This window comes from Sphingomonas sp. CROZ-RG-20F-R02-07, from assembly GCF_022662335.1.
Classification (GTDB): Bacteria; Pseudomonadota; Alphaproteobacteria; order Sphingomonadales; family Sphingomonadaceae; genus Sphingomonas.
In genome coordinates this window covers 86,128-112,190 of record NZ_JAKNQJ010000010.1, presented here as the reverse complement: position 1 = coordinate 112,190, position 26,063 = coordinate 86,128, and the positions used below count along the sequence as shown (strand labels likewise).

Sequence of the window (26,063 nt, the reverse complement as noted above, 5' to 3'; positions counted from 1 at the left end):
ACCTGCGGGTCGGCAGCCACGTCCTCGTTCCGACGGCAGCAGGGGGCCGATCAGTGCCCACTCATCATCCGAAACCCCAATCCGCTCTCCCAACGCTGCCTCCAAAAGACAGCCTTGAATCAAGCGATCAGACGCCCGTCAACCTTTGTCCACGCGACCTAGATGAAATAGGTAAAGACGTGGATCTCGACGCGGTTACGGCTGGTGCTGCGATGCCCGTTTCGGCTCTGTCCGTGGGCACGCGCCCGATCTGTCAACCAAACGATAGCCAGGCAATCGGGTAAGTTGTGCGGCTTCTCCGCCACATAACCCACTCCGCGTCGCTGAGTTTGTGGAATGCCACTAGCTTCGTAAGAGGTGAGCCGCCTGAAGTAGCAAAGCCGAGTTGGCCGAAGTCATGATCTGTCGCGGGGCGGCCAGACCGCCGCCACGCCCTCCGTTGGCACGAGTACTTTCTTCGAACCAAGTCATTACGCCATCGGCAGGATCCAATTCGGTCCCGCTCCAATCGGCGCCATAATAGCCGTCCGGCATCCGAGCGGCCATAATGGCGGCCGCAGTGTTGCGAACGGCCGAGCGGAAGGTTCCGGCCGGATCGATGCCAGGTAGCGTAAGGACCTCCGCTACGGCCTCCGGATACCAATAGCCTTCCGTCCAGGGATCGCGCGCATTGACGAACAACAGTCTGCCTTTCCGCCAGCGGCCGAATGCGTCGGGCAAGACGAACGCCTTGATGATATCCCGAGCTTCGACGAGATACGCAGAATCGTGGGTGAGACGATACAACCGGGCGGCAAGAACCGCCATGGCAAGCGTGCCACCACCATATTCCGCGCTCAGCGCCCGGACTGGCTTGCCATAGTAGCGGTTCTTCGCCTGAGGATGGTCAGACTGAAGCCCGGCAGGCTCGAGCATGAGCTCGCATAGGTAGACCCCCGTTGCCGTGTCGTCGGACGACTGCTTCACGTTGCGCAGGTCGGTGTGGATCCATCGATAGGTCTCCTTCGCATAAGACAAATAGGCCGGATCCTTGTCCTGTTCGTAGGCGTATAATGCGGCGAGAGCGAGCGTTGCCTCATACAAGGTCGAGACCCGGCCATATGTCGCATAGGCATGGCGATCCTCCTGCGCTGCGTAGAGGATACCGTGAGGGTTTGAGAAAAGCGCGCGACCAGCGGGTGTTTTTCCATGAAATAAGCGTGGTTGATTGGGATCGAGGAAGCGGGCCGTGACGGCGGGGATCATCTCTTCCAGGTCGTGCAGTGCTGCAGGATCGCCGGTTACGGTATGAACCTGAGCGAGGAAGGCGGCTTTCCATCCGGCATCGTCGCTGACACTGATGCTTTGATCGGCTCGGCCGTCACCGCGCAATTGTGCGTCGGAATAGGTTGTCCGAATGGCACGCCAATTGGCTCCGATAGCCTCGCGCGCCGTAGCGGATTGATCGAAAACCCATTGGCCGAAGAGCAGTTTATGGAACTGCGCCATCTGCCAGAAGGTCGTGGCACGTTGTGAGTCCACAATTAGGCCGTTGTCGGGTCCACCATTGCCTTGTGTGGCCCGAATACGGGGTGATCCCGCTGGATTGTCGTCGCCGGCATCCCAATAATGCGACCACAGGTCGCGCGTGGCGCGTGCGTACCCCGTTTCGATGATGAGATCGCGCGATACAACAGGGGGAGCCGGTCGGCTCGACCCGCACGCCGCGACCATGATCGCCAGCACGATCGCTTGCGTTGCCGTGTGTCTCATGCGACCGGTTCGAAGAACGCTTGGCTTGCTTTGAAGCGGTTCAGGCAAGCTTCCAATCGGGTTGTTCGATCTTCTCGATCACCAATTCGATTTCATAGGCGCCATCGGAATGAACGTCCGGTCCTAGCCGATAATTGAATCCGCGATCATTCTCCGCCAAGTGGCGGACCCGGTAGCTGTTCACGTCGAGCGCCTCCTCGAACGAGCGTAGCAGGCTGGATGGCGTATACATCCGCTTGTGATCTTCGTTGAAGCGGGAGGGAAGAAAGCAACGCTTCTCGTACAGGGCTTGGCTCGGCACCATGCAGACGATGAAGCCCCCCATCTTCAGCACGCGGTACCAATCCCGGATTGCCTGATGGTCGAACAGGATATGTTCGAGGCAATGGCTGGAAAAGACGGTATCGACCGTGCCGTCGCCGAACGGCAGGACACGGCCGTCATAGCCCGGATAGTCGAGATCGACACCGATAGCTCCTGGAAGGGCGGTCTTGTTTTCGGGATTGTCGTAGCCGCTATAACCGACGTCGAGCACCAAGGATCCGGAACAATAGCGATCCAGAAAACCGGAGCGGAGCCGCTGCTGGTAGGATCGTCCGGCTTCGCCCGGCGGGCTGTAATCTGTCGGAAAGGCGCTTGCCAAGATCGGGGCATCGCCTTCGTGCAATGCGCCTTCCGCAATTAGCAGGCGGCGAGCCGAGGCACGCTGCCGATCCAGGAACTCGCTCGATGTGAAGAAAACGTGGATAATGTCTTCGAGCGCCATCCCTGCGTGCAAGCGCGCGACGTAATGCGCCCATCCTTGATGATCGGGTTCGCGTCCGAGGAATTGATGGTAGAGAGACGTGACTAAACCTTCGAAGCCTTCCGGAAGGTTGGCGCGGCAATCGATCGGAGGAGAGGACATCAAGCGAATCCTTGGAGCAGGCGTACGATCATGGAATGGTCGGCGAGATGCTGGGGCCAACGTCGCGCTGGCGTCTTAACAGCACGGTGGCCGCCACGGCATTGCTGGTCTCGCGCATCTCATCAAGATCAATCGCGGCTTGACGTTCGATCCGGGCGATATCCCCGCGGATCTGCCGGATTTGTTCGGCATGCTGCTCAGCTTCGGTCTGCAAAGCGTCGATTGCATTACCGTGTTGCGAAACGGTCGATTGCTGCGACCCGAGCGCTTCAGCGTGTTCCACCGTGATGGCTTCGAACCTGGTCGTGCCCTCCTCAAGCTGCGTTGTCCTGATGGCTTCGATCTTCCTACCATTCTGTTCGGCCTCTAAAGCGGACGACACGACCGTCACCTGATCCATCAGGGCCGCGATCTGTGTTCGAAGCGCTGCCACATCCTCCTGCAAGGCGCGGATCGGCTCGCCATATCGGGAAATTCCAATCACCCTCGGCCCTCTTGCTTGTCACCTAGGATATTCATTCTGGCCTGTACCATGATCTTCAAAACGGCATCCCGAACGGAGTCGGGCGTGATGTCGCGCAGACACGCCTTTCCGTAGGGGCTGAGATGGCCATGGTCGAGATGGCAGGGCGAGCAGCCGATCGCGCGGGACAATATGATGACGTGAGCGCCGCGCGGCCGCCACTCCATCCGCTGGTGGGAGCCACCGAAGACGCACACCGTGGGCGTGCCCAAGGCACCGGCGACATGCGCGATGCCTGAATTGTTGCCGACCACGCAAGCGGCGACGCGGAGCGCATCCAAGACCTCAGGCCATGCCAGGCGGCCGCATTCGTTGATAACTCGATCCGCCGGATGGAACCGAACAATCTCGCAGGCGCCGAGCCGCTGCCCCGGCGCACCGACTACCCGGATCCGCCCTGTGACAGCGGATTCCTCCAGCAGCATCCCAATGAGTTCGCTGACATGCGAAGCGGGCCAATCCCGGATCGCGCTGTTGGAAAACGGCGCGATGATGATGTCGCTCATGCCGTTCCCACGTCTACAAGCGTTCCGAAATCGCGCACGCGCAGCTTCACCAACTCCACCAGCAAGCAGGCATATTCGGTCTGGTGCAGAACGTTGCCGGGCCCCTTCTTGATCAGGCGACCGCCATGAAAACCAAAGCTGATGCCGGCATGGCCCTCAATGGTGTTGATCCGCGCTTCGAACACCGTCTTCGGCTTGTCAACGCGGAACGGGAGATGAAAGTTGGCCGGGCCGGAAACGATCATCTCCGACACTGTCTTTCCGCGGTCGAGTGCGACGTCCAGCCGCAACAAGCCATCGCCACGCTCATCTTCCAGATCGATGTAGAAGTCGAAGATATAGTCGCCAGGATCGAGCTCGAGGTAAGGGCCCCAAACGATCGCACAATCCCGCTCGACCGTCCGTCGATCCGAATATAGGGCGAAGTGACTGCGCCGACCGCTGCCCTGCAGGGAAAAGCTATGCGGCCCGATCCGCTCGTCGCGAACCCGCTCGGCTTCGTTGCGCGTGCTGTCGAGCGGCAGCGCAATATTGAGAAAGGGAAAGCGCGCACGCGTTCCGATACCAGCCTTCAACGGCGCCTTCACGGCTTGGAGTAGGACGCGGGTGTCCACATCGGTGCGCAGGTCGATGGCCAGATCATAGTCGTCGGTGACCAAGGCCTGAAATCGCCCAAGCGTCGCCGGTACGTTGGGTTCCTCCTCGCTCGAATTGCGAGGAAATGCGTCAAAAGCCAGAACCCGGTCGGCAAGCCCCAGATCCTGGGCCATGGCGACGTTCCAAGAGCCAACCACCAAATCGATCGTGGCATCCGCGAAATAGTGGCGTACCCGTTCCAGGGCTGGCAGTCCCATGATGAGATCCCCGAGATGATCCAGCTTTAGAATCAGGACACGACGCACCAGCGGTTTCCCATCCATCTCGATGCGCGTGCGTTCGGGTTCAAACGCGAAATCAAGCGCATCGAGCGGCGACGCTGCGCGGGGATTTACCTGGTGCTCCAGCGACCATGCTGGAGGTACTATGCGTTCCAAAACCAGAGCAATGTCGCTGTCGCCTTGCGGTTCGAATGCGGCATCCTGCCCATAATCATATTGACGATCCATATCACCTAGCCAGCGTATTCGGTAAGTGTTGGGGATTAACGCCTCTTCGATTTCCGCCATCAGCGATGCCGGTGTGTACAGACGTCGCTGCTGTGGACGCCACGGTGATGGCAAGGCGAGCCGGCGCTCATACAAAAACGCATGAGGAACGATCACCATCAGGTGGCTCCCAAGGGCCAATCGGCCAAACCATGTCTGCAGCGCTTGCCGGTAATCGGCTACGTCCTGCAATTGACGATAGGACAGAATCGCTTCGGCGTCGGAGGCATGTTCCGATCCGTCAGCGAGGCGATCGTTTTCGATCTGATGGACCTGCCTACCGGCAAAGAACTGCTTGAGAGGGCCATCGGCCAGGAACGACGATACGGTTTTGCGCATTGCCTGTTGGTCCTCGAACTCCAATGACGCTCTCTTTCGTTGTATGCAGCCGGCTCTGGAGTGTGGCCTTAAAGTGGCGTCGAAGGCACGTCCAGCAAACCCGTTTCAGCTGCTTCGGCCCAGTCGAATCATGCAGAGCCAGATCATCATCGTATCAAAGACGCGCGACGCGCGACCAAGCCAAAGGGTATGGCGTGGGTGGTAGGCGATTCCGAAAGATGCTGGGTAAGCGCCGGTTTCAGGCGCGCCATCTGGTGACCGCGCGAGATCAACGTGAAGGCTATGCGTTCAAGGCCATTGCGGTCAAAGGCGACACGCGACAATTGTTCGGGATGAGGATGGTAGCCCGCCACATGCACCGACAAGCCATTGGGGCGCAGGCACTCCATGGCGTTTTCGATGAAACCTACCGCCAGACGATCGCTTCTCAAACTATCAGTTGCGCGAACGGACAGAAGGAAGTCGAAGGCGAAGAGTTCGCCGGGTAGATCGGCCGAGTCTATAGTCGAGGTGCATCCCTTTACGTCATGCTCCAAGGCCACGCACTGAAACGTGGTTCCGGCTGCACTCAAGGCTTGTTGGAGCGATGCATGGACCTGTCCCAGGATCAGGCCTCTGGCGCCAGCCTTCAATGCCCCATAGCGGTCGAGAACTTGGAGTATATAGGCGATTTGCCAGCGATCGGTCGCCGCGGCCGGAAGATCGCGCAGCGTATCGCACCGCTTGCGGAACGCGGATTCACGCAATTGTTCCGTGGTGCAGGGCTGAGATACCGGCTGAGCGAACGAAGGCGGGTCTAAGGATAACAGCAAGGGTGCGGGTGCGGACCGGATGGTTTCACTGGCATAAACCGTGGAGCGGGCCTCGGTCGCTTCCCCTCCCGTTGCGAGATCCTCCTCGGTGGCAGGGCGATCCAGCGTGATCGTCAACGCCTTCGCACTCGCGTCCAACTGGTCGGGCACCAGCCCCATGATCGCATAGCGTGCGCCGCGAAAGGCTTCGAAGCGAAGCTGCGTTTCGCCACCATGATGGGCAAGCCAGTTAAGCTGCACGCGATGGCTGGTCACCATGCTCGCGATCGCACCCGGCTCGTCGGAAAGCATGTGGATGCGCAGCAGCAGCGATCCCCGACGGGCCTGCAGGTTGGTAAAGCGGACCAGAAAATGCGCATGGCCGCGCGCTACAGGGACATAGGGAGTATGAAAGGCATAGGTGGGATCGGGAAGCGGTCCCGTACCGCCTAATCCGGGAATGCAGCTGACCGGATGCCCATGGAACTCGAAGGGGTCTAAAGCCTGACCAGGCATGTCGTCCATTGCTGCTTATATCTCGCCATGGCTGTCGTGTCGGACCTGCTCGCCTAACCAAGCCCGTATCAGCGTGAAAACCGATGCCTGTGAGCGTGCATCGTCCGAGCGTCAACCATCACTGCCTGAACGGTCGTAAAGCACGCGTAATCGTTCGGCGAAGCATGCGGGATCGAACAGGCGCGCACGATCCCTGCCGGCCATGGCAAGCTTGTCACATAGCCCATCGTCTCGGGCGATGGTCGAAATGGCAACCGCGATGGCCTCGACATCAAGCGGATCGACGAGCAAGGCTGCCGTGCCGGCGGTTTCCGCCAACGCGCCCGTCGCGCTGGTCACCACGGGCGTGCCCAGCGTCATCGCTTCCGCGACCGGCAAGCCGAACCCCTCGGCAAGCGACGGCATCAGCAGCGCCCTGGCATGGGTGATGAGCGCGATGACGGTGTCGCGAGATTGGTAGGACAGTCTCACAATCCCCGGGGAGTCTTGCAATGCGGGTGCGATGCCTTCGGAGTGCCAGCCATTCGGTCCAACGATGACGAGCGGCAGCGATGTGCCGCTCGCACGATAGGCCATGGCGATCCGCTCGACATTCTTGCGCGGCTCCACCGATCCGCACACCAACAGATAGCCACCAGCTTCAAGCCCTGCTGGCAGCAGCGTAGGACTGCCGGGCTTCACGACGGCAACCGGTTGCGAACAATCGATCACGTCGGCTTGCGATAGGTTAAGCGTCTCGACAATCTCCTTGGCTGCGGATCGTGAAACGGTGACGATCGCATCGGCATGCAAAGCTACCTGACGCAGCAGCTTACGATGCCGCTTTCCATCGATCGGGCTGAGCTCCGGGCGGACGAGCGGGATCGCATCGTGAATGGTGTAGAGGTTGCGCCATCCCACCACCCGTAGCGGCACGGGGTAAGACCAGTGCATGATGCCAACTGGCCCTGGAACATGAACGGGCAGTAGTCGGCCTTGCGCGGTGAAGAATGCCTGACCGAGCCGGAATAGATCGTGGCGTATGAAGCGGACTGCATCCTGGCGCGCCCACGTGCCAAGCGGTAGCGCCGCGCGAAGCGAGCGGCGCCATCGATCGATCCGGCTCTGGGGGCTGTCGGGCGCGCTTGCCTCTCCGCCGCTCAGCAGGAGCGCTTGGGACGACAGGCTCTGCTGTGCGGCTCGCAAGGCACGCGCATAGGTCGCAACGCCGGTTCCCTCGGCAGCCAGCATCCGATTCTCCATGCACAGCAGCGCATTGCTCGAAGAGGGCGTCATGCGCTAACGCACGAACGCAACCGGAAATCTTTCCGACGCAAGGCGGTCCGTGGCCGCTGGGAGCAGATCGTGATCGTCTTTGAGAACGTTTCCAAGGCGTACCACATCCAAAAATTCCACAAACAGGTCTTCTCCGATCTGACCTTTGCGATCAAACCGGGGGACAGCATCGGCATCTGTGGTGCTAACGGGGCCGGCAAGTCTACCCTCATGCGGATGATTGCGGGCGTCGAGCATCCCACGACCGGTCATATCCATCGTTCCATGACGACGTCGTGGCCGATCGGTTACGGCAGCTGCTTTCAATCCAGCCTTACGGGAGCGGACAATGCTCGCTTTATTGCCCGCATCTACAATCAGGATGAGCGGCACGTCATCGACTATGTCGAGGATTTCGCCCAACTCGGCCCCTATCTCTACCAGCCTGTAGAGACCTATTCCGCTGGTATGAATGCTCGGCTCGCCTTCGGCATATCGCTGGCGATCAACTTCGATTGCTATCTGGTTGATGAGGTCACGGGCGCAGGCGACGAGCGGTTCCGCATGCGTTGCGAGGAGGCACTGCTGCACCGCCGCGATCATGCGACGCTCATCATGGTGTCGCATGATCCGGGAACGTTGCGGCAATATTGCCGGCGCGGAGCGGTGGTCTACGGTGGCACGTTGGTGTTCTACGACGATATGGAAGAGGCCAATGACGTCCACCACCGGCTCCAGACGCTGGCTGCTTGAGCAGGCGGGCATGGCGCGATAGGAGCGTGCGCGCGCCATCGATCGTCGCCTCACTCCGGGCGGTGGCTGGCGCAGGTCCACGGATCGGGGTTGCATGATGTTCGCCAAATCTACCCGTCGCGCGCGATCGGGTGCCGCGATTGCTGGCGCGTTGCTGGCGAGCGGTTGCGCGTCGCTCCCCGCCAGCGGACCAACGGCGCACGAAATCCTGCGCAGCACCGAAGCCGATCGCAATGCGATCGGCATGCGGGTGGTGGACGTCGATAGCGGCGTTCTCGCCCAGGTGAGCGCGATGGACGCGGGCGCTCAGGCAGGCCTGACGCGGCTTGCCGCCTTGGCACGGGCGGGGCGCAACGATGTCGTCGGTCCAGGCGACCAGCTCGATATCACCGTGTTCGAGGTCGGTGCCTCACTGTTCGGGACGGCGCGGGGATCGACCGAGGGCTATGATGCTTCCGCTCAAGCGCAGCGCTTTCCTGCGGTGGTGGTGGATGCCAATGGCGCGATCCGGCTTCCCTATATCGGCCTGCTGCCGGTGGCAGGGCGTACGCCAAGCGAAATCGCGACGCGGATCGAAGGGGGCTATCGCGGCAAATCGCAGAATCCCCAGGTCGTCGTCACGGTGCGTGGCAATCTCAGCGACACGGTGTACGTCACCGGCGACGTGCGCCGCCCCGGTCGCATCGAACTCAGTCTCCAGAGCGAGCGGCTGCTCGACGCCATTGGGACGGCGGGTGGCACCGTCGCGCAGACGCAGGACATGGTAGTGCGCGTGACGCGCGACGGCCGGCAAGTCGAGCAACGACTCGACCGCGTTCGTGCCGCTTCGCCCGACGATTTGGTGTTGGTACCCGGGGATCGCATTGAATTGATCCGCCAGCCGCAAACCTATGTCGTGCTCGGTGCCGCCAACCGCCCTTCGCAGGTCTCGTTCGATCAGAGCAATCTCACGCTGGCGGAGGCAGTGGCGCGTGCAGGGGGACCGAACGATGCAGCGGCCAATCCCCGGGCCGTCTTCCTGTTCCGCTATGATCCGACATCGGCACCCTCCACCGCCTCGGCCGCAACACCAGACGCGTCGCAGCGACCCACCATATACCGGCTGAACCTGCTTGAGCCTTCCAGCTATTTTCTCGCCCAGCGTTTTGCAATGCGTGACAAGGACGTGCTCTACATCAGTAACGCCGGGATCAACCGAACCGCGAAGTTCGTCTCGATCATCAATCAGCTGTTCTCGCCCTTCGTGGCGGTGCGGACCGTCACGGGCCATTGATCGCAGCGTGGGTTGAGGCACGCAGAACGCTAGGCTAATCGTACGGGCAGTCGCGACCAACCGCGTGACGGGAGATGGTGCGGCATGATCAATGACACGCTCGCTCAGCCGCTTCGAAAGGACGGCCGTGACCTGTGGCAAACCCTGATGGGGCAGGAAGGCCACGTCGTCTACGGGCCTTATGTGCTCAAAACGCATGGGGTGTATCAGGTCGATTTCGAGTTGGCGCTGGCCGATGGCGATGGCTCGGACGATATCGCGTGCGCGACGATCGAGATTACGGGCGATTTCGGCAACATCGTTTTTGCCGAACGTCCTATTCGCACCTCCGATCTGTCGGTTGGGCCGAAGCGCTTCTCGCTGCTGGCGGTGCTGCGGCAGATCCACCAGCTCGAATTTCGCATTCATGTGAACGGCGCCCGGGAGTTGCTGGTCGATGCGGACCCTGTATTGACCCGCGTGTCCGCCATCCTTGATGAGCCCCCGCGTGCCGAGCTTGGCGAGATGAGCCGCGATTTGGAACTGTTCGCGCAGGATACGCGCCGCATCTTGCGCTTGCTGCGCCCACAGTCTGTGACCGGTTTCGCCAAGGTCCGGCTGGGCAAGGAAGCCGATGGCGGCTACACCTGCATCGATGACTTTGCCGGGATCGACACCGCTTTCTCGTTCGGTATCAACGACGATATCAGCTGGGATCTCGACGCCGCGGACCGCGGGCTGACGATCCATCAGTTCGATCACACAGTCGCCGATCCGGCACCGCACGATTCGCGAATGATCTTCCAAGCCAAGCGTATTGATCGTCATTCGAGTGATGAAACCCAAGCGCTTGGCGACCTGATCCGGCGCTACGACAAGCGCCGCGAACGCCCCAACCTCGTGCTTAAGATGGATATCGAGGGCGGCGAGTGGGACGTGCTTGACGCCACGTCGGAGGATGAACTGGCACGCTTGGCATGGATCGTGTGTGAGCTTCATTATTTCCAAGGGCTGGCAGAGCGCCATCATCGCGAGATCGTTGATCGCTGTCTGCAAAAGATCGGCCGCCGATTTGCGGTCGTGCACGTCCACAGCAATGTCTGGGGCGGCTATACCAGCTTGGCCAACACGGTAGTGCCGAACGTGATCGAGGTCACGCTCGTCAACCGTGCCCTATACGATCTGATTGAAACCCACGAGCTGTTTCCGGGGCCGCTCGACCAGTGCTGCGATCCCGAACAGCCGGATTTCCATTTGGGCGCTTACGCATTCTAACGTCCCAGCGGACCCGACGACGGAGCATAGGGCATGCCCGGACTTAGACCGGCATGGGTATGGCGGCTGGTGCGTCGCATTCGCTTGGCATCTCGCCCGTCCATCCGCGCGGCTGCCCAGATCGTCGTCGAGGCGGATGCTCTACGCGACGCAGGGCGGCACCGTGAGGCCGCCATGCTGTATGTCGAAGCCGTGGCACTAAGGCCTGGTCATGCTGGACTGCACGTCCAAGCCGGGCACATGTTCAAGGAGGCGCGCGATTTTGATGCGGCCGATCGACATTACCGACATGCGGAACGCTTGGAACCGGAGGATGCCGACCTTCAGCTCCAGTTAGGCCATTTCAACAAGACGGTGGATCGGCTGGATGACGCGAGAATCCATTATGCGCGTGCGTGCGCGTTGGTTCCCGGCTGGGCCGAGCCGGAACGCGAACTCGCCGACCTTGATCGCCGGAAGGCAGCGCTTAATCAGCCAGAGGAGGACTTGCCCGGCGTCGTGCCGATACCGGCGTTGCTTCCCTCTGCGATCCAGCCAAGCCCGCTCGGCCCCATCGATGTTGTCCAAATTCGTCGGCTCGGAGGGCGGCAATGGCGGACCGAAACGGGCATGGTACCCCTCCTCTCCGGCGTCGAAGCGATCCGTGGCTTCTGTTTTTCCGATCGGCTGTTGGTCGAGGCAACGTTGCTGATCGACGGACAGGTGATCGCTCGTCAGTCGACCACACCGGGCGAGACCTTAGATCCGGCGGTGACGAAGACGGTGTTCAACCTTTGGATCGATTTGTCAGCCATTCCCGCCGGCCTTCACCGGCTTGATCTGGTGCTTGCCGATGCCCAGGGCTGGACCCGTCGCCATGTCGAACGGATCGCTGTCACCGCGCCATTACGATCGGGCAAGACTGCGCCGTTCGACTCCGATGGCCAAGTGGCCGTTTCCCCCGACAAGCTTTGCTCTCTCGAGCAGCAGGTACGCGCCGCCCCCAGCGTGGTGCGCTCGGTTACCGCAATGGCCATGCCGCCGCCTGCCACGATCCTGGTGCTTCGGACCGATCAGCTCGGCGACATGGTGGTATCCGTTCCAGCGTTGCGGCGGCTCCGGGCATTGTTTCCCTCAGCGCGGATCGTAGGTCTCCTGACGATGTCCAATGTCGAATTTGCTCGATCGCTCGACCTGTTTGACGACATCGTGATTGCCGAATTTCCCGATGACCCCCAACGTCGGCGTCGGACGATGACCGCAGCAGCGCAACGCGCGTTAGTGGAAAGGCTCGCGGTTTACGATTTCGATGTCGCGATCGATCTGGCCACCAGCGACGTGTCGCGCTCCCTCCTTCGCCTGGCAAGCGCGCGGTTGACGTTCGGCTTCGACGATGGTGCGAGCCCTTGGCTCGATGGCGGAATTTCCGGCCGCATCCGCGATCTGCACGATCCAGGTGATGCGGCACCTCAATCCGGCCGTATCCTGGCCCTCGTGGAACGGCTGGGAACCTTGTGTCATACAGGCGCGACGGTCATCCGCCGCTCAGAACTCGATCGCGGTCGGCTTGCGGCGCTGGGGCTTGCGGTCACCGATCGCTTCATCGTGCTGCATGCCGGCGCACGGGTGGCATTCAGCCGCTGGAGCGGTTTTCCCGATCTCGCACGCGCCTGGCTCGCGCGACATCCCGGCAAGATCGTGCTTCTGACCGAAGGGACGGACGTAATATCAGGCTTGGCGACCGATCTGCGCGTCGATCCTCGCCTAATCGTGATCGATCGTCGACTGCCGTTCGACGATCTCGATGCCCTTGTCTCGTTCGCGACGATATTCGTGGGAAACGATTCTGGTCCCAAGCATCTGGCGGCGCTCCGCGGCACGCCGGTGGTGTCGATTCACTGCGCGCGCATCAGCTGGGCCGAATGGAGCCAGGAGCAGACCGGCATTGTCGTCAGCCGACGTGTACCATGCGCAGGTTGCGCAATTTTCCACGATGCCGACGAATGCGGCAAAGATATCGCATGCATCACCGACATCGGCGTGGTCGAAGTGCTGGCTGCGGCCGAGGCCCTGCATGCGGAGCAGTGATCGCCATAAGGATCAGCCTCTGGCGAGCGCCACCAAGCGGCTGGTTGAATGCCCTGCCTCCAACCGCGCAAGCATCACGCGGCCGCCCCGTGCCCGCACGATGTTGCCGCCCACCACCTGATCCTCGGTATAATCCTCGCCCTTAACGATCACATCGGGTTTCAGGGCAGTGATGAGCTCCAAGGGCGTATCCTGGTCGAAGATCGCAACAGCCGAGACACCGCGGATCGCACCAGCTACCAGCGCGCGAGCCTGCTCATCCTGCACCGGGCGTGTTGGACCCTTAAGGCGTTGAACCGAAGCATCGGAGTTCAGTGCCACGATCAGCCGATCGCAGCACGCGGCAGCCTGGCGAAGTAGCGATACATGGCCGGGATGGAGCAGGTCGAAGCAGCCATTGGCAAACCCGACGACCAGCTTCTCCTTGGCCCAGGCCCAACGCTGCGCCACGGCTTCGTCCCAGTCCAGCAAACGGCCGTCGTTGACGGAGGGTGAAGCGTGTTCAGCCGCGAGCGATGCCGCGAGTTCGTCGCGCGTGACACTCGCGGTCCCGAGCTTGGAGACGACGATGCCGGCGGCATGGTTGGCCATCCGGATTCCATCGGCGAGCGGAATATCGGCAGCGATCGCAGCCGCCAACACGGCGATGACCGTGTCGCCTGCTCCGGACACGTCGAAGACATCTTGTGCGACGGTCGGCAGATGCAATGGTGACCCCACCAAGGGGAAAAGCGATATGCCCTTTTCCGAGCGGGTGAGCAGGATGGACGCACCCGATGCGTCCTGCGCATGACGGGCGGCGATTTCCGCCTCCGCATCGGATTCGCAAGGGAGTCGTGTGGCGTCGCTCAATTCCTTGCGGTTGGGCGTGATGATCGTTGCGCCGCGATAGACGCTGAAGTCTGTCCGCTTGGGATCCACCAACACCGGCTTGTCGTGTGCTATCGCATGCGCCAGCACGGCGGCGAGCACCGCATCTGAGCAGACGCCCTTGCCGTAATCGGAGATGACCACGACGTCGGATTCATCAATGGCCGTGCGTGCAGCCGCTATGATCGCGGCTTCGTGCTCCGTGGCCAGGGGAAAGGCATCCTCTTGGTCCACGCGCACGATTTGCTGATGGGCGCCGATGATGCGCAGCTTCTTGATTGTCTGGCGGCCGGCCACGGTGATGATGTTGGAGCAGTCGATATCCCCCCCGGTCGCCATCACGGTGACCAGTTCCTGGCGAGCGGCATCGTCCCCCACTACACCGACGACGCGAACCTGAAGTCCGAGCGCGGCAAGGTTGCTCGCGACGTTGGCGGTGCCGCCCGCGACCGATCGTTGTGACTGGACCTGAAGGACCGGTACGGGTGCCTCCGGCGAGATCCGGCGAACCTCGCCGGAGATGTAGCAGTCCAGCATCAGATCGCCAATTAGTGCGACCCGTCGGTGGATCAGGCGGTCGAGATAATGCTCCATGAGGCCTCTGGATGATGAGAGATGGGCTTGCGGCGGTCGGGAGGGGTCAGGCGGCATGCTCGCGCACGCCGGCTGCGATCAACCAGCCGATCGAATAGATCAGAAGGAGGCTGACGAAGACCGTTGCAAGAATACGGAAGCGTTGAGGAAACAACGATTTGACCGGCAAGTTTGCGTTCACCACTCGAACAACGTAGAGTTGTTGGCGCATGGCTCGTTCCCGCGCCTGCTGAAGCGCGCTAGCCGCCGCATCATAGCGCTTGGCTAGAAACTCTTGGCGCATCTTCAGCCCTTCATAGCCGCCCATGTCGCCCGCGATCGTGCGCCCCGACCCGGTTAGGCGACCCGTCTGCCCCGCCAGTTCGGCGCTGAGCGAACGTACGCGACTTTGCAGTGCGCGAACTTGGGGGCTGTCCGAATTGATGAGTCCACGCATCGCGTTCAATTGCGCGCGCACGGCGGCCAGTTGACCGGTCAGATTGGTTACGAGCCCGATCTGTGCCTGGCCAGAGGCCTGCGGGTCGATATCCGCATGCCCCTGTCGGAAGCGGGTCATGGCAACCTGATTCGCGGTCATGTCACGCTCGGCGCTGGCGAGCTGTACCTGCCCGACTGATACCGCATCCTGATAGCTGCGCACGTTGAGCTGGTTGACGCGTTCCTCTCCCATCTGGAGCAGCTTGCGGGCGAGTTCGTAGGCATCCCCGGGCGTAAAGCCGTGTACCGTCAATACGGTGATCCCGGTTTCGGTGTTATACTCCACCTTCACCTGTTTGCGGTAATAGGCGAGCAATCGCTCTGGCGTGGGATTGTCGCTCGACAAGCGGCTCAGCGGGTCGATACCAGCATGGCGGAATTTTTCGACCAGCCCATCCTCGCGGCGCAATCGCTCGACGGCATCGTGCGAAGTCAGATAATCGGCAACGCTCATGGCTTCGTTCTGGCCGGCGCTGACGCCTGTCGCCATGCTGATGACTTGGCTGACACCAACACCCGGCTGGGGGGTCGCATCTGCGCCATGGACCAGGAAATGCGCTTCCGATTCATATTGGTCGGATGCGACGAGGTACAGGTAGCTGGCGACCAATAGGCTAGGCACCACCACCACCAGCAACAGCACGCGGTTTCGACGGATCCAGGCCAATGCTTGCCGCGCGGCTGATGGCCGTGCGGGCAGCCCCAGCTCGACGGGCTCAATAATACCATGCATATTCATGAAAACATTATGCCTTTTCGTCCATCTTTAATTAAGATGAACCTTGTTTCTATAAATTCTCATTGTTACCAATCCTACCCAAGTCAAGACCATGCAGGCGCCAACGACGTACCAAGGGCTGCAATAGTCAAGCGTTGCGCTGTTGAACTGTCCGTAGCGCGCCATTTCCATGATATGAGGAAGCGGCACGAGCATCAGCCATGCTCTATAAGGCTGCGGCACCATGCTGACCTGATAAAAGGAAGCCGAAAGCGGGATCATGAAGTAGGAATAAGGATGGACCAATCGTTCCACCGTGCGGTTGTGGAACGTGATCGATGCGATGATCATCGCGTTGCCAAGCGCATACCAGAACATCAGTGCTTCGGCAGCGTAGAGATAGAGCGGTCGCGCTGGAGGCGACACCAGGCCCAGGCTCCATAGCAGGACCATCAGAACCGTATAGGCAAGGAAGGTGCCGGCGGCTTCCAGCAGCGCGCGTGCCACCACAATATCGAAGATCGTGACCATCCGGTGATAAAGCAGCGGCGCGTTGGCAGTGAGCGCCGAATCTGAGCGATTCACAATCCCGCGAAACATGATGTACGTCGTATAGCCGATGACGATGAAGGGCAGCGGCTTGATGTCGCTGCCATAGGCGGTGTGCCCTCCGGTATGAAGCAGTGCCATGACGCTGGCCAGCATTAGCGGCTCGCCGATCAGCCACAAATAGCCGATATTCTCGCGGCCGTAGCGGGTATGAAGCTCACGCAGCAGGAGGGCGCCGATCACCCGCATCTGGGTGCTGAGACCGGTGGCAAAGGTTCCGATGGTCGGCCGGAGAACGCTGTGGGAAGGCATTGCGGCAGGCCTATGCCCGATCTCATTCGAAATGGCGATGCGCTGTGGCGGATCGATCCCGATACGTACGGGTTGAGTCACATATGGGCTTTACGATCGACTATGGAGCGCCGGGAGCGTGGATGGTCGTTCTGATCGTCCTGAGTGCGGCGGGATTGGTCATCTTCGGCCGTTTCCTGCTCTCCGTCGTCCGGAGCGCGCATGACGATGTGGTCGATGCGGACCAGGATGACTCCCGATCTTGATTGGCATCCTGTCGAGCCACGTCGTACCGTCTTGCGAAATCGATCCGAATCCGGTTTGACGCCCATCTCAGACATATCGATCCACATTGTCAGCGGTATAAGGGAACGACGTTGAACTCTTCGGGACTTTGGCGTTCGATGCGGTCCGCCGGCAGCCCGGCGCGGCTGTTCAGAAAACAGGCCGCGACGGCTCAGAGCGAGGGTCGGTTCCGCGATGCAGCGGCCTTGTACGTCGAAGCGCTGCGCATCGAGCCCGGCAAGGGCCCTGTTCACGTTCAAGCCGGCCATATGTTCAAGGAAGCCGGTGAGTTCGCACTGGCCGAACACCACTACCAGTTGGCCGTCGAACTGATGCCGGACGATGCCGATCTCGCGTTGCAACTCGGCCACTTCCATAAGACCACCGGCCAGCTTGCGGAAGCGCATGCTGCCTACATGCGGGCCGCTGCGCTGGCACCCGATTGGAGCGAGCCGCGCAAGGAACTCGATACCATGCGCGCGGCCGGATGGAGCGGGGGCGATACGCCAGCAGTTATTACCCCGACCTATGATCCGTTCGCGATCGACCCGGATCGAGCGCCGTTCGATCCGAAGCTGGCGCTTTCCTATGGGCGCATGGCGCCCGAGCAGCTTCCGCGCCCTGTCCAGCAGATGGTCCGCCGCAGCGAACCCTCGCTCAACATCGTCCAGTTTGGCGTCCATCTGAACACCTTCTGGGGAATGAAGCGTGCGGCGCGCGGTGTGGAAGCGATCCGTGGCTTTTGCATTTCCATCGAGCCATTGCTGGAAGTCACCGCATTGGTGAATGGGTTGGTAGTGCATCGGGGGGCAATGAAGGGGCCCTACGAACTCGAATATGAGCCGGATCGGCAACGCATCCACAAATATGTCTTCAACATCTGGTATGATTTCTCGAATTTCGCGCCGGGCCTCTATACGCTGGAACTGCGGTTTCGAGATGGTCAGCACAAGGTCCGTACGCTGCACGAAGATTTTGTGGTGGAGCCGGCGCTTTTCGAAGAGGAGCATCCCGCTTCCGACGCGATCGTCAATCTCGTACCTGGCGACCCCCGGTCCATCGAGGAGCAGATTAACGGCAGGCCGAGCGCGGTGCACGAGGCAGAGCGTCCGAACATGCTTCCGGAGATCCGCAGCATCTTGGTGATGCGCGCCGATCAGCTCGGCGACCTCGTAGCTTCCATTCCTGGCATCTTGCGGCTGCGCGAGCTCTTTCCGGGTGCCAAGCTGATCGGGGTTTTCAGCCCCGCCAATGTCGATCTCGCCCGTTCGCTCGGCGTGTTCGATGATCTGATCGTGATCGATTTCCGCGAGAGCATGGAGTTGCGCACTCGGACGTTGAGCTGGGAGGAACAGGAGGCCCTGCGCGATCGGCTGGCGCCCTATGCGTTCGATATCGCGATCGATCTTTCGCAAAGCCTGATGTCGCGGTCGCTGCTGGCATTGTCTGGTGCACCCTTCCTTTACGGGTTCAAGGATCCCAATTGGCCCCGATTGTCGGCCAGCGTCGATGATGCCTATTTTGATCCCAAGAACCGCCGCGAGATCGCATCACATTCGACCCGCATCGTCACCATGATTGATCGGCTTGCGGCCTTGCTCAAGAGCAGTGCCCGGGTGATCCGACGCGATGATCTGTCGCGCGCTCGGCTGCGCGCGTTCGGGATAGCGGATGCGGATCGTTATGCGGTGCTGCATACTGGCGCGCGCATCATCTTCAGCCGCTGGACCCATTATGCCGGGTTGGCTGAGCGACTCCACCGCGATACCGATCTCAAGATCGTGATCTTTACGGATCGCGCGGATTGGCGGGATGCCCTGCCCGCGGACATCGCCGCATCGGATCGGTTCGTCATCATCGACCGACAGCTGCCCTTTGACGATTTCGACGCGATGCTATCGTTCTGCGCTGTCTATGTCGGCAACGATTCCGGTCCCAAGCATCTGGCATCGCTGCGAGGCGTGCCGGTGGTCAGCATCCACTCGGCACGCATCAACTGGAGCGAATGGGGGCAGGAGCACACTGGCGCGGTCATCACGCGTAAGCTGCCCTGTGCAGGGTGTTCTATCTATCACGATGTTGATGATTGCGGAAAAGACTTCGTCTGCGTGACAGCGATCACGCTCGACGACGTGTATGCAGTCGTCCGCCGCTACGTGTAACGGCGAATACGTCAGGGAAACGGGTAAGAGGAACGGGCTGTCGATGGAAACATCGTTCGATCTACTGTTGTGGCGTGAGACGTTGACTGATGCCGCGGCGGTTCCAACCGGCTACGATTTTGCCCAATGGGCACAGTGTCTCGACGATGCCGGGAAACCTGCGGCCGCGGCGTTGCTGGCCAACGTTGCGGTGCTTCATCAAGGCTTCTCACCTCAGGCCATTGCCAGCCGCGAGCGATCGTCAGCGGCTAACAATCCTCTCGGTGCGTGCCCCGGATCGAATGGAGATTGGACGCTTCATCGCGCGATGGCGGAACTGCGCGCCTTGGCTGGCCTTGCCACTAAGGCAAACCTGCCCAGCTTCGCCGAACCACCCGCACCTGTTCCGTCGGGGCGGCCCGACAATCCCGCCGGGATCGGTGAAGGTATACCGGCGCCGGCCACGATCGGCGATCTTGCCGACACCGCCCGTCAACTTCGTGAGTTGATGGAAAGCCCGTCCGTCGATGCAGAGCCGCTGGCAACGTTGCTGGCAGGTTTGGTCGAGGCGAATCGTCGCTGCCCTGCCCTCGACTATCGCGTGTTCGCTGCAGCGCCGCTGGATTTACTGGTGCCGGTCATCGCCACTATCGGTCTGATCGATTTCGCCTTGTCGACGCGCGATTTGTGGAGCGCGCCTCTGGGCTCCCCTGAACTGTTCCACTTCACCGCCCAATTGGATAGTACCGGATTAGGTCCCTATCTGAACAATATCGGGCGAGTGGTACGGGACAGTCGCGACATGGGCGATTTGGCACGTATCGCACGGCATGCTGCCGGAACAGATCAAGGTGATCTGACGCCTTGGATTGTTCTGTTGTCGCGGCGATGTCCCCGCGAGCTTCTGTACGAGATCGTGGATGATCTTGGCGATGTAGGCGCGGAAACAGCACTGTCCGCCATCCTGAATCGCGTGACGTCCCGTCCCGCTGCGGCAATCGATCAATCGATCGTCATGCGCCTGCGCGATGCGGGTCTCGACAATGCGCATTTCGGACTGGCGGCCCGCGCGCAGCAGGTAATCGTGCAATTGTCGCCGGAGAGCGCGCTGGAGGGACTTATTCTCGGCGAGATCGAAGCCAGCGGGGGGGCGTTTGCTCGGGCCGAAGCGATTTTCCGTTACTGGCTCGACCGTTTGCCCGACGATCGGGAACTGGCCGAGCGGCTCGTGGCTGCCAAGACCAACCAATTCGATCGTTTTGCGCTCACGTCCGGATTCGGCTCTCCCGCCAATCGCCGCGACACCCGTTTGCGCCGACGTGGTGTGCCGGCCCGGTATCCGCGTCGTATAGGTGACCGCATCCGGGCCGTGGACGTGGGTTAAAGACCTATCTGGTCCGCCTCCGTTGCGGCCAGGAACAGGTGATAGAAAGAACTGGCGGGGACGTAATCGACCAGCGGTTCGCCGGTCGGCGAGATCTGATCGGTCCATCCGCCTGCGAATGGCGTGTCTAGAAAATGTGCGCTCAGCAACGCCGCCATCCGCCTGGCGTCCTCAAACGCTTCGCCATCCCCATCGCGATGACGCACCGCGGCAGCCTTGATCGCTTCGGTGTGCGGCCACAGTCTATGCGAGCGCTTGGCGACCTGCCCGTCTGCGTTCACCTCGTCATAAATCAGGCCACTCGGAGCATGGCCATATTGCGCGGCCTTGCCGTGCAGCATGGCCCGCCATTGGGTATGATCGTGCCCAGACAGCCGCTGATGCCGGTCGAGCAGCCAAGCCCATTCGTAATGATGGCCTGGCTCGAACACGCCTCGCATCGTGGGATCGGGATGTGTCCTCCAGTCGTGCGTGAAATGCTCGAGAAGCACGCCTTGATCTGCAATCGTCAGGCGATCGTAGAATAGTGCTACCAGTATATCGGCCTGTTCCAACCAGCCCCCACCGGGGACAGCTTCCTCAAGCGCCAGATAGGCCTCAAGCAAATGCATCTGTGGATTCTGCCGCTTGGCCGTGGAAGCAGCAGGCACGGCATCCACAACGCCGCCATGGTGGGGATCGACCATGTCGCGCATGACGAATGTGGCGATCCGTTCGGCCAAGCCAATCAGCGCCGGGTCGCGGGTGAGGCGGTAAAGATAGGCGATGGCGAACAATATGAAGGCATGCGTATAGGAATCGCGCACCTCCGAGATCCGACGACCTGTATGCGGATCGATCGAGAAGGCAATGCTCGCCATGTCTCCGGCTTCATCGCAAAAATCCCGCCGCAAAGCGGTCATGGCCGCATCAGCAAGTGTGGCGCCCGGTGCGTACCATCCCAGTTCGGCGGCATGGGCGTAGACGTAGATTTGGCGCGCCTGCACCATCGCTCGGTGCGGCACGGATAAGGGCCGACCAGAGCGGTCCAGCCGCTCGACAAACCGGCTGGCGGCGGGATCGAAACCCCGCGTCGCCCATACCGGCAAAGCCACGTCGCGGTTCCAATTGACAAAAGACTTCACGGCCCGCTCTCCTCGCAATGCCGGGCAATCCTCGGCCATCACACATGGATGCGCCCTTTACTCAGCCTAGACGAAGGCGTCACGGCCCTTGTCACTAGGAAAGCGAGTGTGCGCCCAAGTCTAGGCAGCCAAGCCACCTCGTCACCGCAGCATCGAGATCGCAGAAATCGCTGGTAAGGCGCTCGGCGGGAATGCCAGCACGCGTGGCAGCCTTGATGTCGCTGGGCTTATCGCCGAACAGGATCGCACGGGTGCGGTCTACCGGCCAGTCATCCATGGCGCGCAGGATCATGCCCGCGCCCGGTTTGCGATCGGGATGATCCAGGGCAAATTCTGGTACGATGCCGTCAGGATGCCAAGGTGCCACGTAAAATGCATCGATGTGCCCGCCAGTTTGTGCCAGTTCGCGCTGGATCGCCATATGGAAGTCTTCCACTGCCGCCAGATCAAACAAGCCACGTGCCACCCCCGACTGATTGGTGACGACGATCGCCAGGCATCCAGATCGATTGAGCCGGGCAATAGCCTGAGCCGCAGTTGGCGTAAGCGCCATGTCTTCGGGCCGATGCGGATAGCCGATGTCAACGTTGATGATGCCGTCGCGATCTAGGAACACGGTAGGGCGAAGTGGGGGCATCGGCGATCTGGACGCAATAGGGGGCATTGCTCCATTTTTGCCGTGCGGCTCGGTCGTTTGCAACCGAAAGCGCCCGAAAGGCAAATGCTTATGACGGGACCGCGATCCTTGTGGTCGACCGCGCGGATCCCTCGCGGTAGGGGACAGGAATGACACCGCCCACGACCGAAGAACTCGACAAGCTCCGATTGATGCTGACGCTGCTCAACGAGAACTCCCAGCCCAACATCAATGCGTTAACCGAAGCGGTGCGCAACGTGCCGCTTGCCCATCTGAGCATCAAGACGTTCGGCTACGATCTTGCGCGCAGCCTGATCGCGGCGCTGCCTGTGCGGAATGATACCGTGGCGCGGCATGTCGGGTTGCCGTGGCGTGCCTCGCTCCAGGAGGATCTGGAGAGCGACTGGGCCGCGCATTGGTGCGGGCAGTTACAGACGCCGATTGTGTTTCATCGCAAGCTCTGGGAGCTCGCCTATGTGCTTCAGGCGATCCATGAGCACGGCCATCTGCGCGAGGGCGCGCGCGGGCTTGGCTTCGGCTGCGGGGTTGAGCCGCTGCCCAGCTATCTGGCCGCGCACGGCGTCTCAATTACCATGACCGACCTGGAGCCGGCCGAAGCGCAGGCCGCGGGCTGGTCGGCGACCAACCAGCACGCCGCCAACATTGCGATGGCGTTCCACCCGCACCTCGTCTCGCGCGAGCGCTTCGATGAAAAGGTCGAACTGCGCTACGTTGATATGAACGCGATTCCACCCAGCCTGGCCGATTACGACTTCTGCTGGTCGATCTGTGCACTGGAGCATCTCGGTTCGATCGAACTGGGCCTAGCTTTCGTCGAGAACACGCTGGCGACGCTGAAACCCGGCGGGTTGTCGGTTCATACCACCGAATTCAACATCAACGCGCAGGGGCCGACGATCGACAACTGGCCGACCGTGTTGTTCCAGCAGCGCCACATGGAGGCGCTGGCCAGCCGGTTGCGTGAACAGGGGCATGATGTGGCGCCGCTCGATTTCTCACTGGGCGATCGCCCGCTCGACCGCTTCATCGATCTCCCACCCTATCATCATGACCTGTCGCCCGAACTCGCCGACTGGATCGGCGCGCCCCAGCATCTGAAAGTCTCGGTCGATGGCTTCGCCTCGACCTGCTTCGGCATCATCGTGCGCAAGGGCACGGGCGAAGCCGAGCCCGCCTGAGAGGCCAGGGCATGTCTCCGTTCCGCAAGATCGCCAGGCTGGCACGGTTGCGCTTCGGCTTGCCGTTCGTCCGCCGCGCGGACCGCGCGCGTGAATCCGGCGAATGGGTGGAGGCGGTGCTCGACTATCGCCGCGGGCTCGAATGGATGCCGTGGCGTGATGACCTCAAGGTCCAGATCGGCAACTGCCTGAAGGAATTCGGCGACTATCGCGGCGCGATCCGGTCCTACGTGTCCGTCGGCGAAGGGCCCAGCCTTCCCGAAGCGCGCAAACAGGCCGCCGACGCCAGCCGCCGTGCGGGCACGATCCTGCTGCCATTCGCGATCGGCGAGGGACCGAACGAGGACGAAGGGGGCCCCGTCCGGGAAGGCGCTCCACCCCTGTCAGATCGACTGTTGCCCAACCGCATCCGCCTGGACGCGACCGAACCGAGAGCGTGGCTGGGTATCCTCGGCCAGGACGCGCATGTCAGCAGTCGGCTGCGCGGGACGGGCTATGCCACGATCAAGCTGGATCAGGTTGGATCCATGGTGATCGAGCGCGACGGCGCGCAGGAGCCGCTGCTAGCCGGGGTCGTGGCGATACGGGGCCGGGTGTCCGCATTGGGAACGCTCGAAACCGCCAGCGTGGAGGTTGGCCAAGGCGACACCCGGGTGACGGTCCAGGCGACGCTGCATCTTGTGCCGGGGCGCAACCCGTTGCGACTGTACGTCTTTAACGCGTGGATCGATGCCGCAGCGTTTCCGCAGGGTCGCCAGTGGCTGTCGGTCAGCGTCAGCGACAGGCTCCCGCCCGCCGGGCTGTTCGTCAACGTGACCGAGCCGGGCGATGCGCCGCTCTTTGCCACCTCTAACGCGTTTGTCGAGGCCCCCCCCCATGCGCCGGGAGAGCTGGACCAAGCCGTCGCCACGCTGCCAGCCACCATTCGGTCCACGGCCCGCACGCTGTTCGACCGGCCGATCGCGTCGGTGCTGGCCATGCGTGTGGACCAGCTCGGCGACGTCGCGGCCTCGCTCCCGTCGCTTGTCAGGCTCCGCGACATCTTTCCCGAGGCGCGGCTGACCGTCTTGGCGCAGCCCGGCGTTCAGGCGATTGTCGAGGCCTGCGGACTGGCTGATGAGGTCATGCCTATTACGCTGACCTACGATCCGGCATCCGAACGCCGACGGCTCGATCCGGTGGAGGAAGATCGCCTTCGCGCCATACTCGCGGCCCGGCAGTTCGATCTCGCGATTGACCTATCCCCTGGTGACGAAAGCCGGCCACTGCTGCTGCTGACCGGCGCGACGTATCTGGTCGGATTCAATCCCGATCGGTTCAACTATCTCGATTTTGGCATTGTGGCGCGCTCACGCGACAAGGTGAACCAGCTCGACAAATTGTCGCATGCCGCCACGGTCGCCATGCTCGTCGAGGCACTCGCGATTGCAGCTACGCCTACCCGGGCGAGCGTCCCACGCCTTCCGGAACCCGACTTTCTGCAAGAGCTGGCGCTTGAGCCAAATACCTATGTCGTGCTGCATCTGGGCGCACGTCACGCGATCAATCGCTGGCCTGTCGAGCACTTCGTGGCATTGTGCGAGCGACTTGCCGTAGATACGCCCTATGACGTGGTGGTGTTCGCCGGGGATGAGGTCGAGGCACAAGCCTTCACCTGCAAGCGGGTGCGCGTATTCGGCCTGATGGAGCCCAGCGTGTTTGATGCCGTCCTGTCAGGCGCCCGCGCAATGGTCGGCAACGATTCCGGGCCGAAGCACTTGGCGTCCACGCGCGGTGTGCCGACCGTGAGCGTGCATGTCGATCGGCTGAATTGGAACGAATGGGGTCAGGATGGGATTGGCGCGATCGTGTCGAAGCGTATTCCCTGTACTGGTTGCGGCCTCAACGACATCGCCATGTGCGGCCGCGATGCGGTATGCATCCGGTCGATCACGCCTGACGAGGTGTTCGTCGCGCTGGAACCCTATCTCTAACCTCCCCCCCTCACGCCCCCGGCACCAGCCCTTCGTCCTTCAGATACCCCCGCGCGCGCAGCGCCGCGAAGAGGCGGTTGATGACCGGGTTCGACCAGCCGCAGTTCGTCGCGAAGTCGCGCTGCAGCGTGTCGTGGTGCGCCTGGTGCGCGGCCGGCGTCATCAGCAGGCCCAGGCGGCGCATCGCGGCGATGATCGCGGGCACGCGTTCGCGGTGGAGCGTGCCGTGGAAATATTGCGCGAAGGCGCCGCCCAGGATCAGCGCCAGCAGCAGCGCGGTCGCCCAGCCCGGCACCGGCCACGCCAGCACCGCCACGTTCAGCGCCAGGCTGACGGGCAGCGCCGCCAGCAGCACGGTGGATCCGATCAGCCGCCACACCGGCCGCCGCCCGAGCGCCATCGGCACCGGATGGTGCGTCTTGAAATCATAGAGCAGGCGGACGAACGGGCTGACCGCGGCCATCCGCCGGCGCTTCAGCGCGAGATAGTCCGCGGATTCGCGCGAGCCCGTATAGAAATACAGCTCGTCGAGCCGCGCGCCGGCGGGCGTCGGGCGGTAATCGAGCAGCATATGCGTCAGCCCTGAGGCGAAATCGGCCAGATACCAGCCGGCGAGCAATGCGGGCACGCAAGCGAGCGAGGCGTCGGCGATCATCGCCCCCGCGTTCAGCGCGAGCGAGGCGAGGAAGACGGCCAGGACGATCCGTTGCAGCATGACAGGCCAGGGCTCCTCGGGCACGG

22 protein-coding genes are annotated in these 26,063 nt (G+C 61.7%); 9 read left to right on the top strand and 13 right to left on the bottom strand.

What is annotated here, in order from left to right:
* Positions 1 to 342 precede the first annotated feature (342 nt).
* The 7 genes from L8H00_RS14430 to L8H00_RS14400 all read right to left on the bottom strand — a co-directional run bounded on the left by L8H00_RS14430 (position 343) and on the right by L8H00_RS14400 (position 7,709).
* Positions 343 to 1,725 carry a hypothetical protein gene (locus L8H00_RS14430; RefSeq protein ID WP_242098004.1) on the bottom strand — a complete coding sequence of 461 codons (1,383 nt, stop codon included), beginning with the start codon at positions 1,723 to 1,725 and terminating at the stop codon, positions 343 to 345.
* 67 nt (positions 1,726 to 1,792) lie between these two features.
* Complete coding sequence (locus L8H00_RS14425; RefSeq protein WP_242098003.1) at positions 1,793 to 2,659, bottom strand: methyltransferase domain-containing protein; 867 nt, start codon at positions 2,657 to 2,659, stop codon at positions 1,793 to 1,795.
* Between the two features lie 28 nt (positions 2,660 to 2,687).
* Complete coding sequence (locus L8H00_RS14420; RefSeq protein WP_242098002.1) at positions 2,688 to 3,143, bottom strand: hypothetical protein; 456 nt, start codon at positions 3,141 to 3,143, stop codon at positions 2,688 to 2,690.
* The gene (locus L8H00_RS14415) at positions 3,140 to 3,688 is read right to left on the bottom strand and encodes a glycosyltransferase family 9 protein (RefSeq protein ID WP_242098001.1); all 549 of its coding nucleotides are present in this window, start codon (positions 3,686 to 3,688) and stop codon (positions 3,140 to 3,142) included. The genes L8H00_RS14420 and L8H00_RS14415 overlap by 4 nt, the downstream gene beginning before the upstream one ends.
* Positions 3,685 to 5,196 carry a hypothetical protein gene (locus tag L8H00_RS14410; RefSeq protein WP_242098000.1) on the bottom strand — a complete coding sequence of 504 codons (1,512 nt, stop codon included), beginning with the start codon at positions 5,194 to 5,196 and terminating at the stop codon, positions 3,685 to 3,687. The genes L8H00_RS14415 and L8H00_RS14410 overlap by 4 nt, the downstream gene beginning before the upstream one ends.
* 122 nt (positions 5,197 to 5,318) lie before the next feature.
* Positions 5,319 to 6,488, bottom strand: a complete 1,170-nt coding sequence (locus tag L8H00_RS14405) for a hypothetical protein (protein ID WP_242097999.1) — start codon at positions 6,486 to 6,488, stop codon at positions 5,319 to 5,321.
* A 102-nt stretch (positions 6,489 to 6,590) separates the two neighbouring features.
* Positions 6,591 to 7,709, bottom strand: a complete 1,119-nt coding sequence (locus L8H00_RS14400) for a glycosyltransferase family 1 protein (protein ID WP_242097998.1) — start codon at positions 7,707 to 7,709, stop codon at positions 6,591 to 6,593.
* Positions 7,710 to 7,823: 114 nt separating this feature from the next.
* Here L8H00_RS14400 and L8H00_RS14395 point away from each other — a divergent pair, with 114 nt between their 5' ends.
* From L8H00_RS14395 to L8H00_RS14380, 4 genes are all read left to right on the top strand, one after another.
* Positions 7,824 to 8,486, top strand: a complete 663-nt coding sequence (locus tag L8H00_RS14395; protein ID WP_242097997.1) for an ABC transporter ATP-binding protein — start codon at positions 7,824 to 7,826, stop codon at positions 8,484 to 8,486.
* Between the two features lie 94 nt (positions 8,487 to 8,580).
* Positions 8,581 to 9,759 carry a polysaccharide biosynthesis/export family protein gene (locus tag L8H00_RS14390; RefSeq protein WP_242097996.1) on the top strand — a complete coding sequence of 393 codons (1,179 nt, stop codon included), beginning with the start codon at positions 8,581 to 8,583 and terminating at the stop codon, positions 9,757 to 9,759.
* 84 nt (positions 9,760 to 9,843) lie between these two features.
* Positions 9,844 to 11,013 carry an FkbM family methyltransferase gene (locus tag L8H00_RS14385; RefSeq protein WP_242097995.1) on the top strand — a complete coding sequence of 390 codons (1,170 nt, stop codon included), beginning with the start codon at positions 9,844 to 9,846 and terminating at the stop codon, positions 11,011 to 11,013.
* Positions 11,014 to 11,046: 33 nt separating this feature from the next.
* Positions 11,047 to 13,080: a glycosyltransferase family 9 protein gene (locus L8H00_RS14380; RefSeq protein ID WP_242097994.1), complete on the top strand. Its 2,034-nt coding sequence runs from the start codon at positions 11,047 to 11,049 to the stop codon at positions 13,078 to 13,080.
* Between the two features lie 12 nt (positions 13,081 to 13,092).
* On the opposite strand, the gene rfaE1 is transcribed toward L8H00_RS14380, so the two are convergent.
* The 3 genes from rfaE1 to L8H00_RS14365 are packed head-to-tail and all read right to left on the bottom strand — an operon-like array spanning position 13,093 to position 16,681.
* Entirely contained in the window at positions 13,093 to 14,544 is a 1,452-nt protein-coding gene (gene rfaE1 / locus L8H00_RS14375; RefSeq protein ID WP_242097993.1) for a D-glycero-beta-D-manno-heptose-7-phosphate kinase, read from the bottom strand.
* Positions 14,545 to 14,590: 46 nt separating this feature from the next.
* Positions 14,591 to 15,760 (bottom strand): lipopolysaccharide biosynthesis protein, encoded by a 1,170-nt coding sequence (locus L8H00_RS14370; RefSeq protein WP_242097992.1) that lies wholly within the window; start codon positions 15,758 to 15,760, stop codon positions 14,591 to 14,593.
* Between the two features lie 27 nt (positions 15,761 to 15,787).
* On the bottom strand, positions 15,788 to 16,681 hold the full coding sequence (locus tag L8H00_RS14365; protein WP_242097991.1) for an ABC transporter permease: 894 nt from the start codon (positions 16,679 to 16,681) through the stop codon (positions 15,788 to 15,790).
* 2 nt (positions 16,682 to 16,683) lie between these two features.
* On the opposite strand from L8H00_RS14365, the gene L8H00_RS14360 reads away from it, so the two are divergent.
* The 3 genes from L8H00_RS14360 (at position 16,684) to L8H00_RS14350 (ending at position 20,389) form a co-directional block, all read left to right on the top strand.
* Positions 16,684 to 16,845 carry a hypothetical protein gene (locus L8H00_RS14360; protein ID WP_242097990.1) on the top strand — a complete coding sequence of 54 codons (162 nt, stop codon included), beginning with the start codon at positions 16,684 to 16,686 and terminating at the stop codon, positions 16,843 to 16,845.
* 138 nt (positions 16,846 to 16,983) lie between these two features.
* Positions 16,984 to 19,026: a glycosyltransferase family 9 protein gene (locus L8H00_RS14355; protein ID WP_242097989.1), complete on the top strand. Its 2,043-nt coding sequence runs from the start codon at positions 16,984 to 16,986 to the stop codon at positions 19,024 to 19,026.
* A 43-nt stretch (positions 19,027 to 19,069) separates the two neighbouring features.
* Positions 19,070 to 20,389: a hypothetical protein gene (locus L8H00_RS14350; RefSeq protein ID WP_242097988.1), complete on the top strand. Its 1,320-nt coding sequence runs from the start codon at positions 19,070 to 19,072 to the stop codon at positions 20,387 to 20,389.
* Here L8H00_RS14350 and L8H00_RS14345 read toward each other — a convergent pair.
* The gene (locus L8H00_RS14345; RefSeq protein WP_242097987.1) at positions 20,386 to 21,513 is read right to left on the bottom strand and encodes an AGE family epimerase/isomerase; all 1,128 of its coding nucleotides are present in this window, start codon (positions 21,511 to 21,513) and stop codon (positions 20,386 to 20,388) included. The genes L8H00_RS14350 and L8H00_RS14345 overlap by 4 nt on opposite strands.
* A 94-nt stretch (positions 21,514 to 21,607) precedes the next feature.
* Positions 21,608 to 22,150, bottom strand: a complete 543-nt coding sequence (locus L8H00_RS14340) for an HAD family hydrolase (RefSeq protein WP_242097986.1) — start codon at positions 22,148 to 22,150, stop codon at positions 21,608 to 21,610.
* Positions 22,151 to 22,299: 149 nt separating this feature from the next.
* On the opposite strand from L8H00_RS14340, the gene L8H00_RS14335 reads away from it, so the two are divergent.
* Positions 22,300 to 23,349: a class I SAM-dependent methyltransferase gene (locus L8H00_RS14335; RefSeq protein ID WP_242097985.1), complete on the top strand. Its 1,050-nt coding sequence runs from the start codon at positions 22,300 to 22,302 to the stop codon at positions 23,347 to 23,349.
* Positions 23,350 to 23,360: 11 nt separating this feature from the next.
* Entirely contained in the window at positions 23,361 to 25,322 is a 1,962-nt protein-coding gene (locus L8H00_RS14330; protein WP_242097984.1) for a glycosyltransferase family 9 protein, read from the top strand.
* 10 nt (positions 25,323 to 25,332) lie between these two features.
* Here L8H00_RS14330 and L8H00_RS14325 read toward each other — a convergent pair whose 3' ends face one another.
* Positions 25,333 to 26,037, bottom strand: coding sequence for a fatty acid desaturase CarF family protein (locus L8H00_RS14325; RefSeq protein ID WP_242097983.1), 705 nt, complete (start codon positions 26,035 to 26,037; stop codon positions 25,333 to 25,335).
* Between the last annotated feature and the right edge of the window lie 26 nt (positions 26,038 to 26,063).

Excerpts from the sequence above, each read along its gene's own strand:
- L8H00_RS14380 (WP_242097994.1), top strand. The coding sequence starts at position 11,047 with ATGCCCGGACTTAGACCGGCATGGGTATGGCGGCTGGTGCGTCGCATT.
- L8H00_RS14325 (WP_242097983.1), bottom strand. The coding sequence starts at position 26,037 with ATGCTGCAACGGATCGTCCTGGCCGTCTTCCTCGCCTCGCTCGCGCTG.
- L8H00_RS14390 (WP_242097996.1), top strand. The coding sequence starts at position 8,581 with ATGATGTTCGCCAAATCTACCCGTCGCGCGCGATCGGGTGCCGCGATT.
- L8H00_RS14385 (WP_242097995.1), top strand. The coding sequence starts at position 9,844 with ATGATCAATGACACGCTCGCTCAGCCGCTTCGAAAGGACGGCCGTGAC.
- L8H00_RS14425 (WP_242098003.1), bottom strand. The coding sequence starts at position 2,659 with ATGTCCTCTCCTCCGATCGATTGCCGCGCCAACCTTCCGGAAGGCTTC.
- L8H00_RS14330 (WP_242097984.1), top strand. The coding sequence starts at position 23,361 with ATGTCTCCGTTCCGCAAGATCGCCAGGCTGGCACGGTTGCGCTTCGGC.
- L8H00_RS14340 (WP_242097986.1), bottom strand. The coding sequence starts at position 22,150 with ATGCCCCCACTTCGCCCTACCGTGTTCCTAGATCGCGACGGCATCATC.
- L8H00_RS14355 (WP_242097989.1), top strand. The coding sequence starts at position 16,984 with ATGCGGTCCGCCGGCAGCCCGGCGCGGCTGTTCAGAAAACAGGCCGCG.
- L8H00_RS14335 (WP_242097985.1), top strand. The coding sequence starts at position 22,300 with ATGACACCGCCCACGACCGAAGAACTCGACAAGCTCCGATTGATGCTG.
- rfaE1 (WP_242097993.1), bottom strand. The coding sequence starts at position 14,544 with ATGGAGCATTATCTCGACCGCCTGATCCACCGACGGGTCGCACTAATT.
- L8H00_RS14405 (WP_242097999.1), bottom strand. The coding sequence starts at position 6,488 with ATGGACGACATGCCTGGTCAGGCTTTAGACCCCTTCGAGTTCCATGGG.
- L8H00_RS14400 (WP_242097998.1), bottom strand. The coding sequence starts at position 7,709 with ATGCTGGCTGCCGAGGGAACCGGCGTTGCGACCTATGCGCGTGCCTTG.
- L8H00_RS14370 (WP_242097992.1), bottom strand. The coding sequence starts at position 15,760 with ATGAATATGCATGGTATTATTGAGCCCGTCGAGCTGGGGCTGCCCGCA.
- L8H00_RS14360 (WP_242097990.1), top strand. The coding sequence starts at position 16,684 with ATGGGCTTTACGATCGACTATGGAGCGCCGGGAGCGTGGATGGTCGTT.
- L8H00_RS14350 (WP_242097988.1), top strand. The coding sequence starts at position 19,070 with ATGGAAACATCGTTCGATCTACTGTTGTGGCGTGAGACGTTGACTGAT.
- L8H00_RS14415 (WP_242098001.1), bottom strand. The coding sequence starts at position 3,688 with ATGAGCGACATCATCATCGCGCCGTTTTCCAACAGCGCGATCCGGGAT.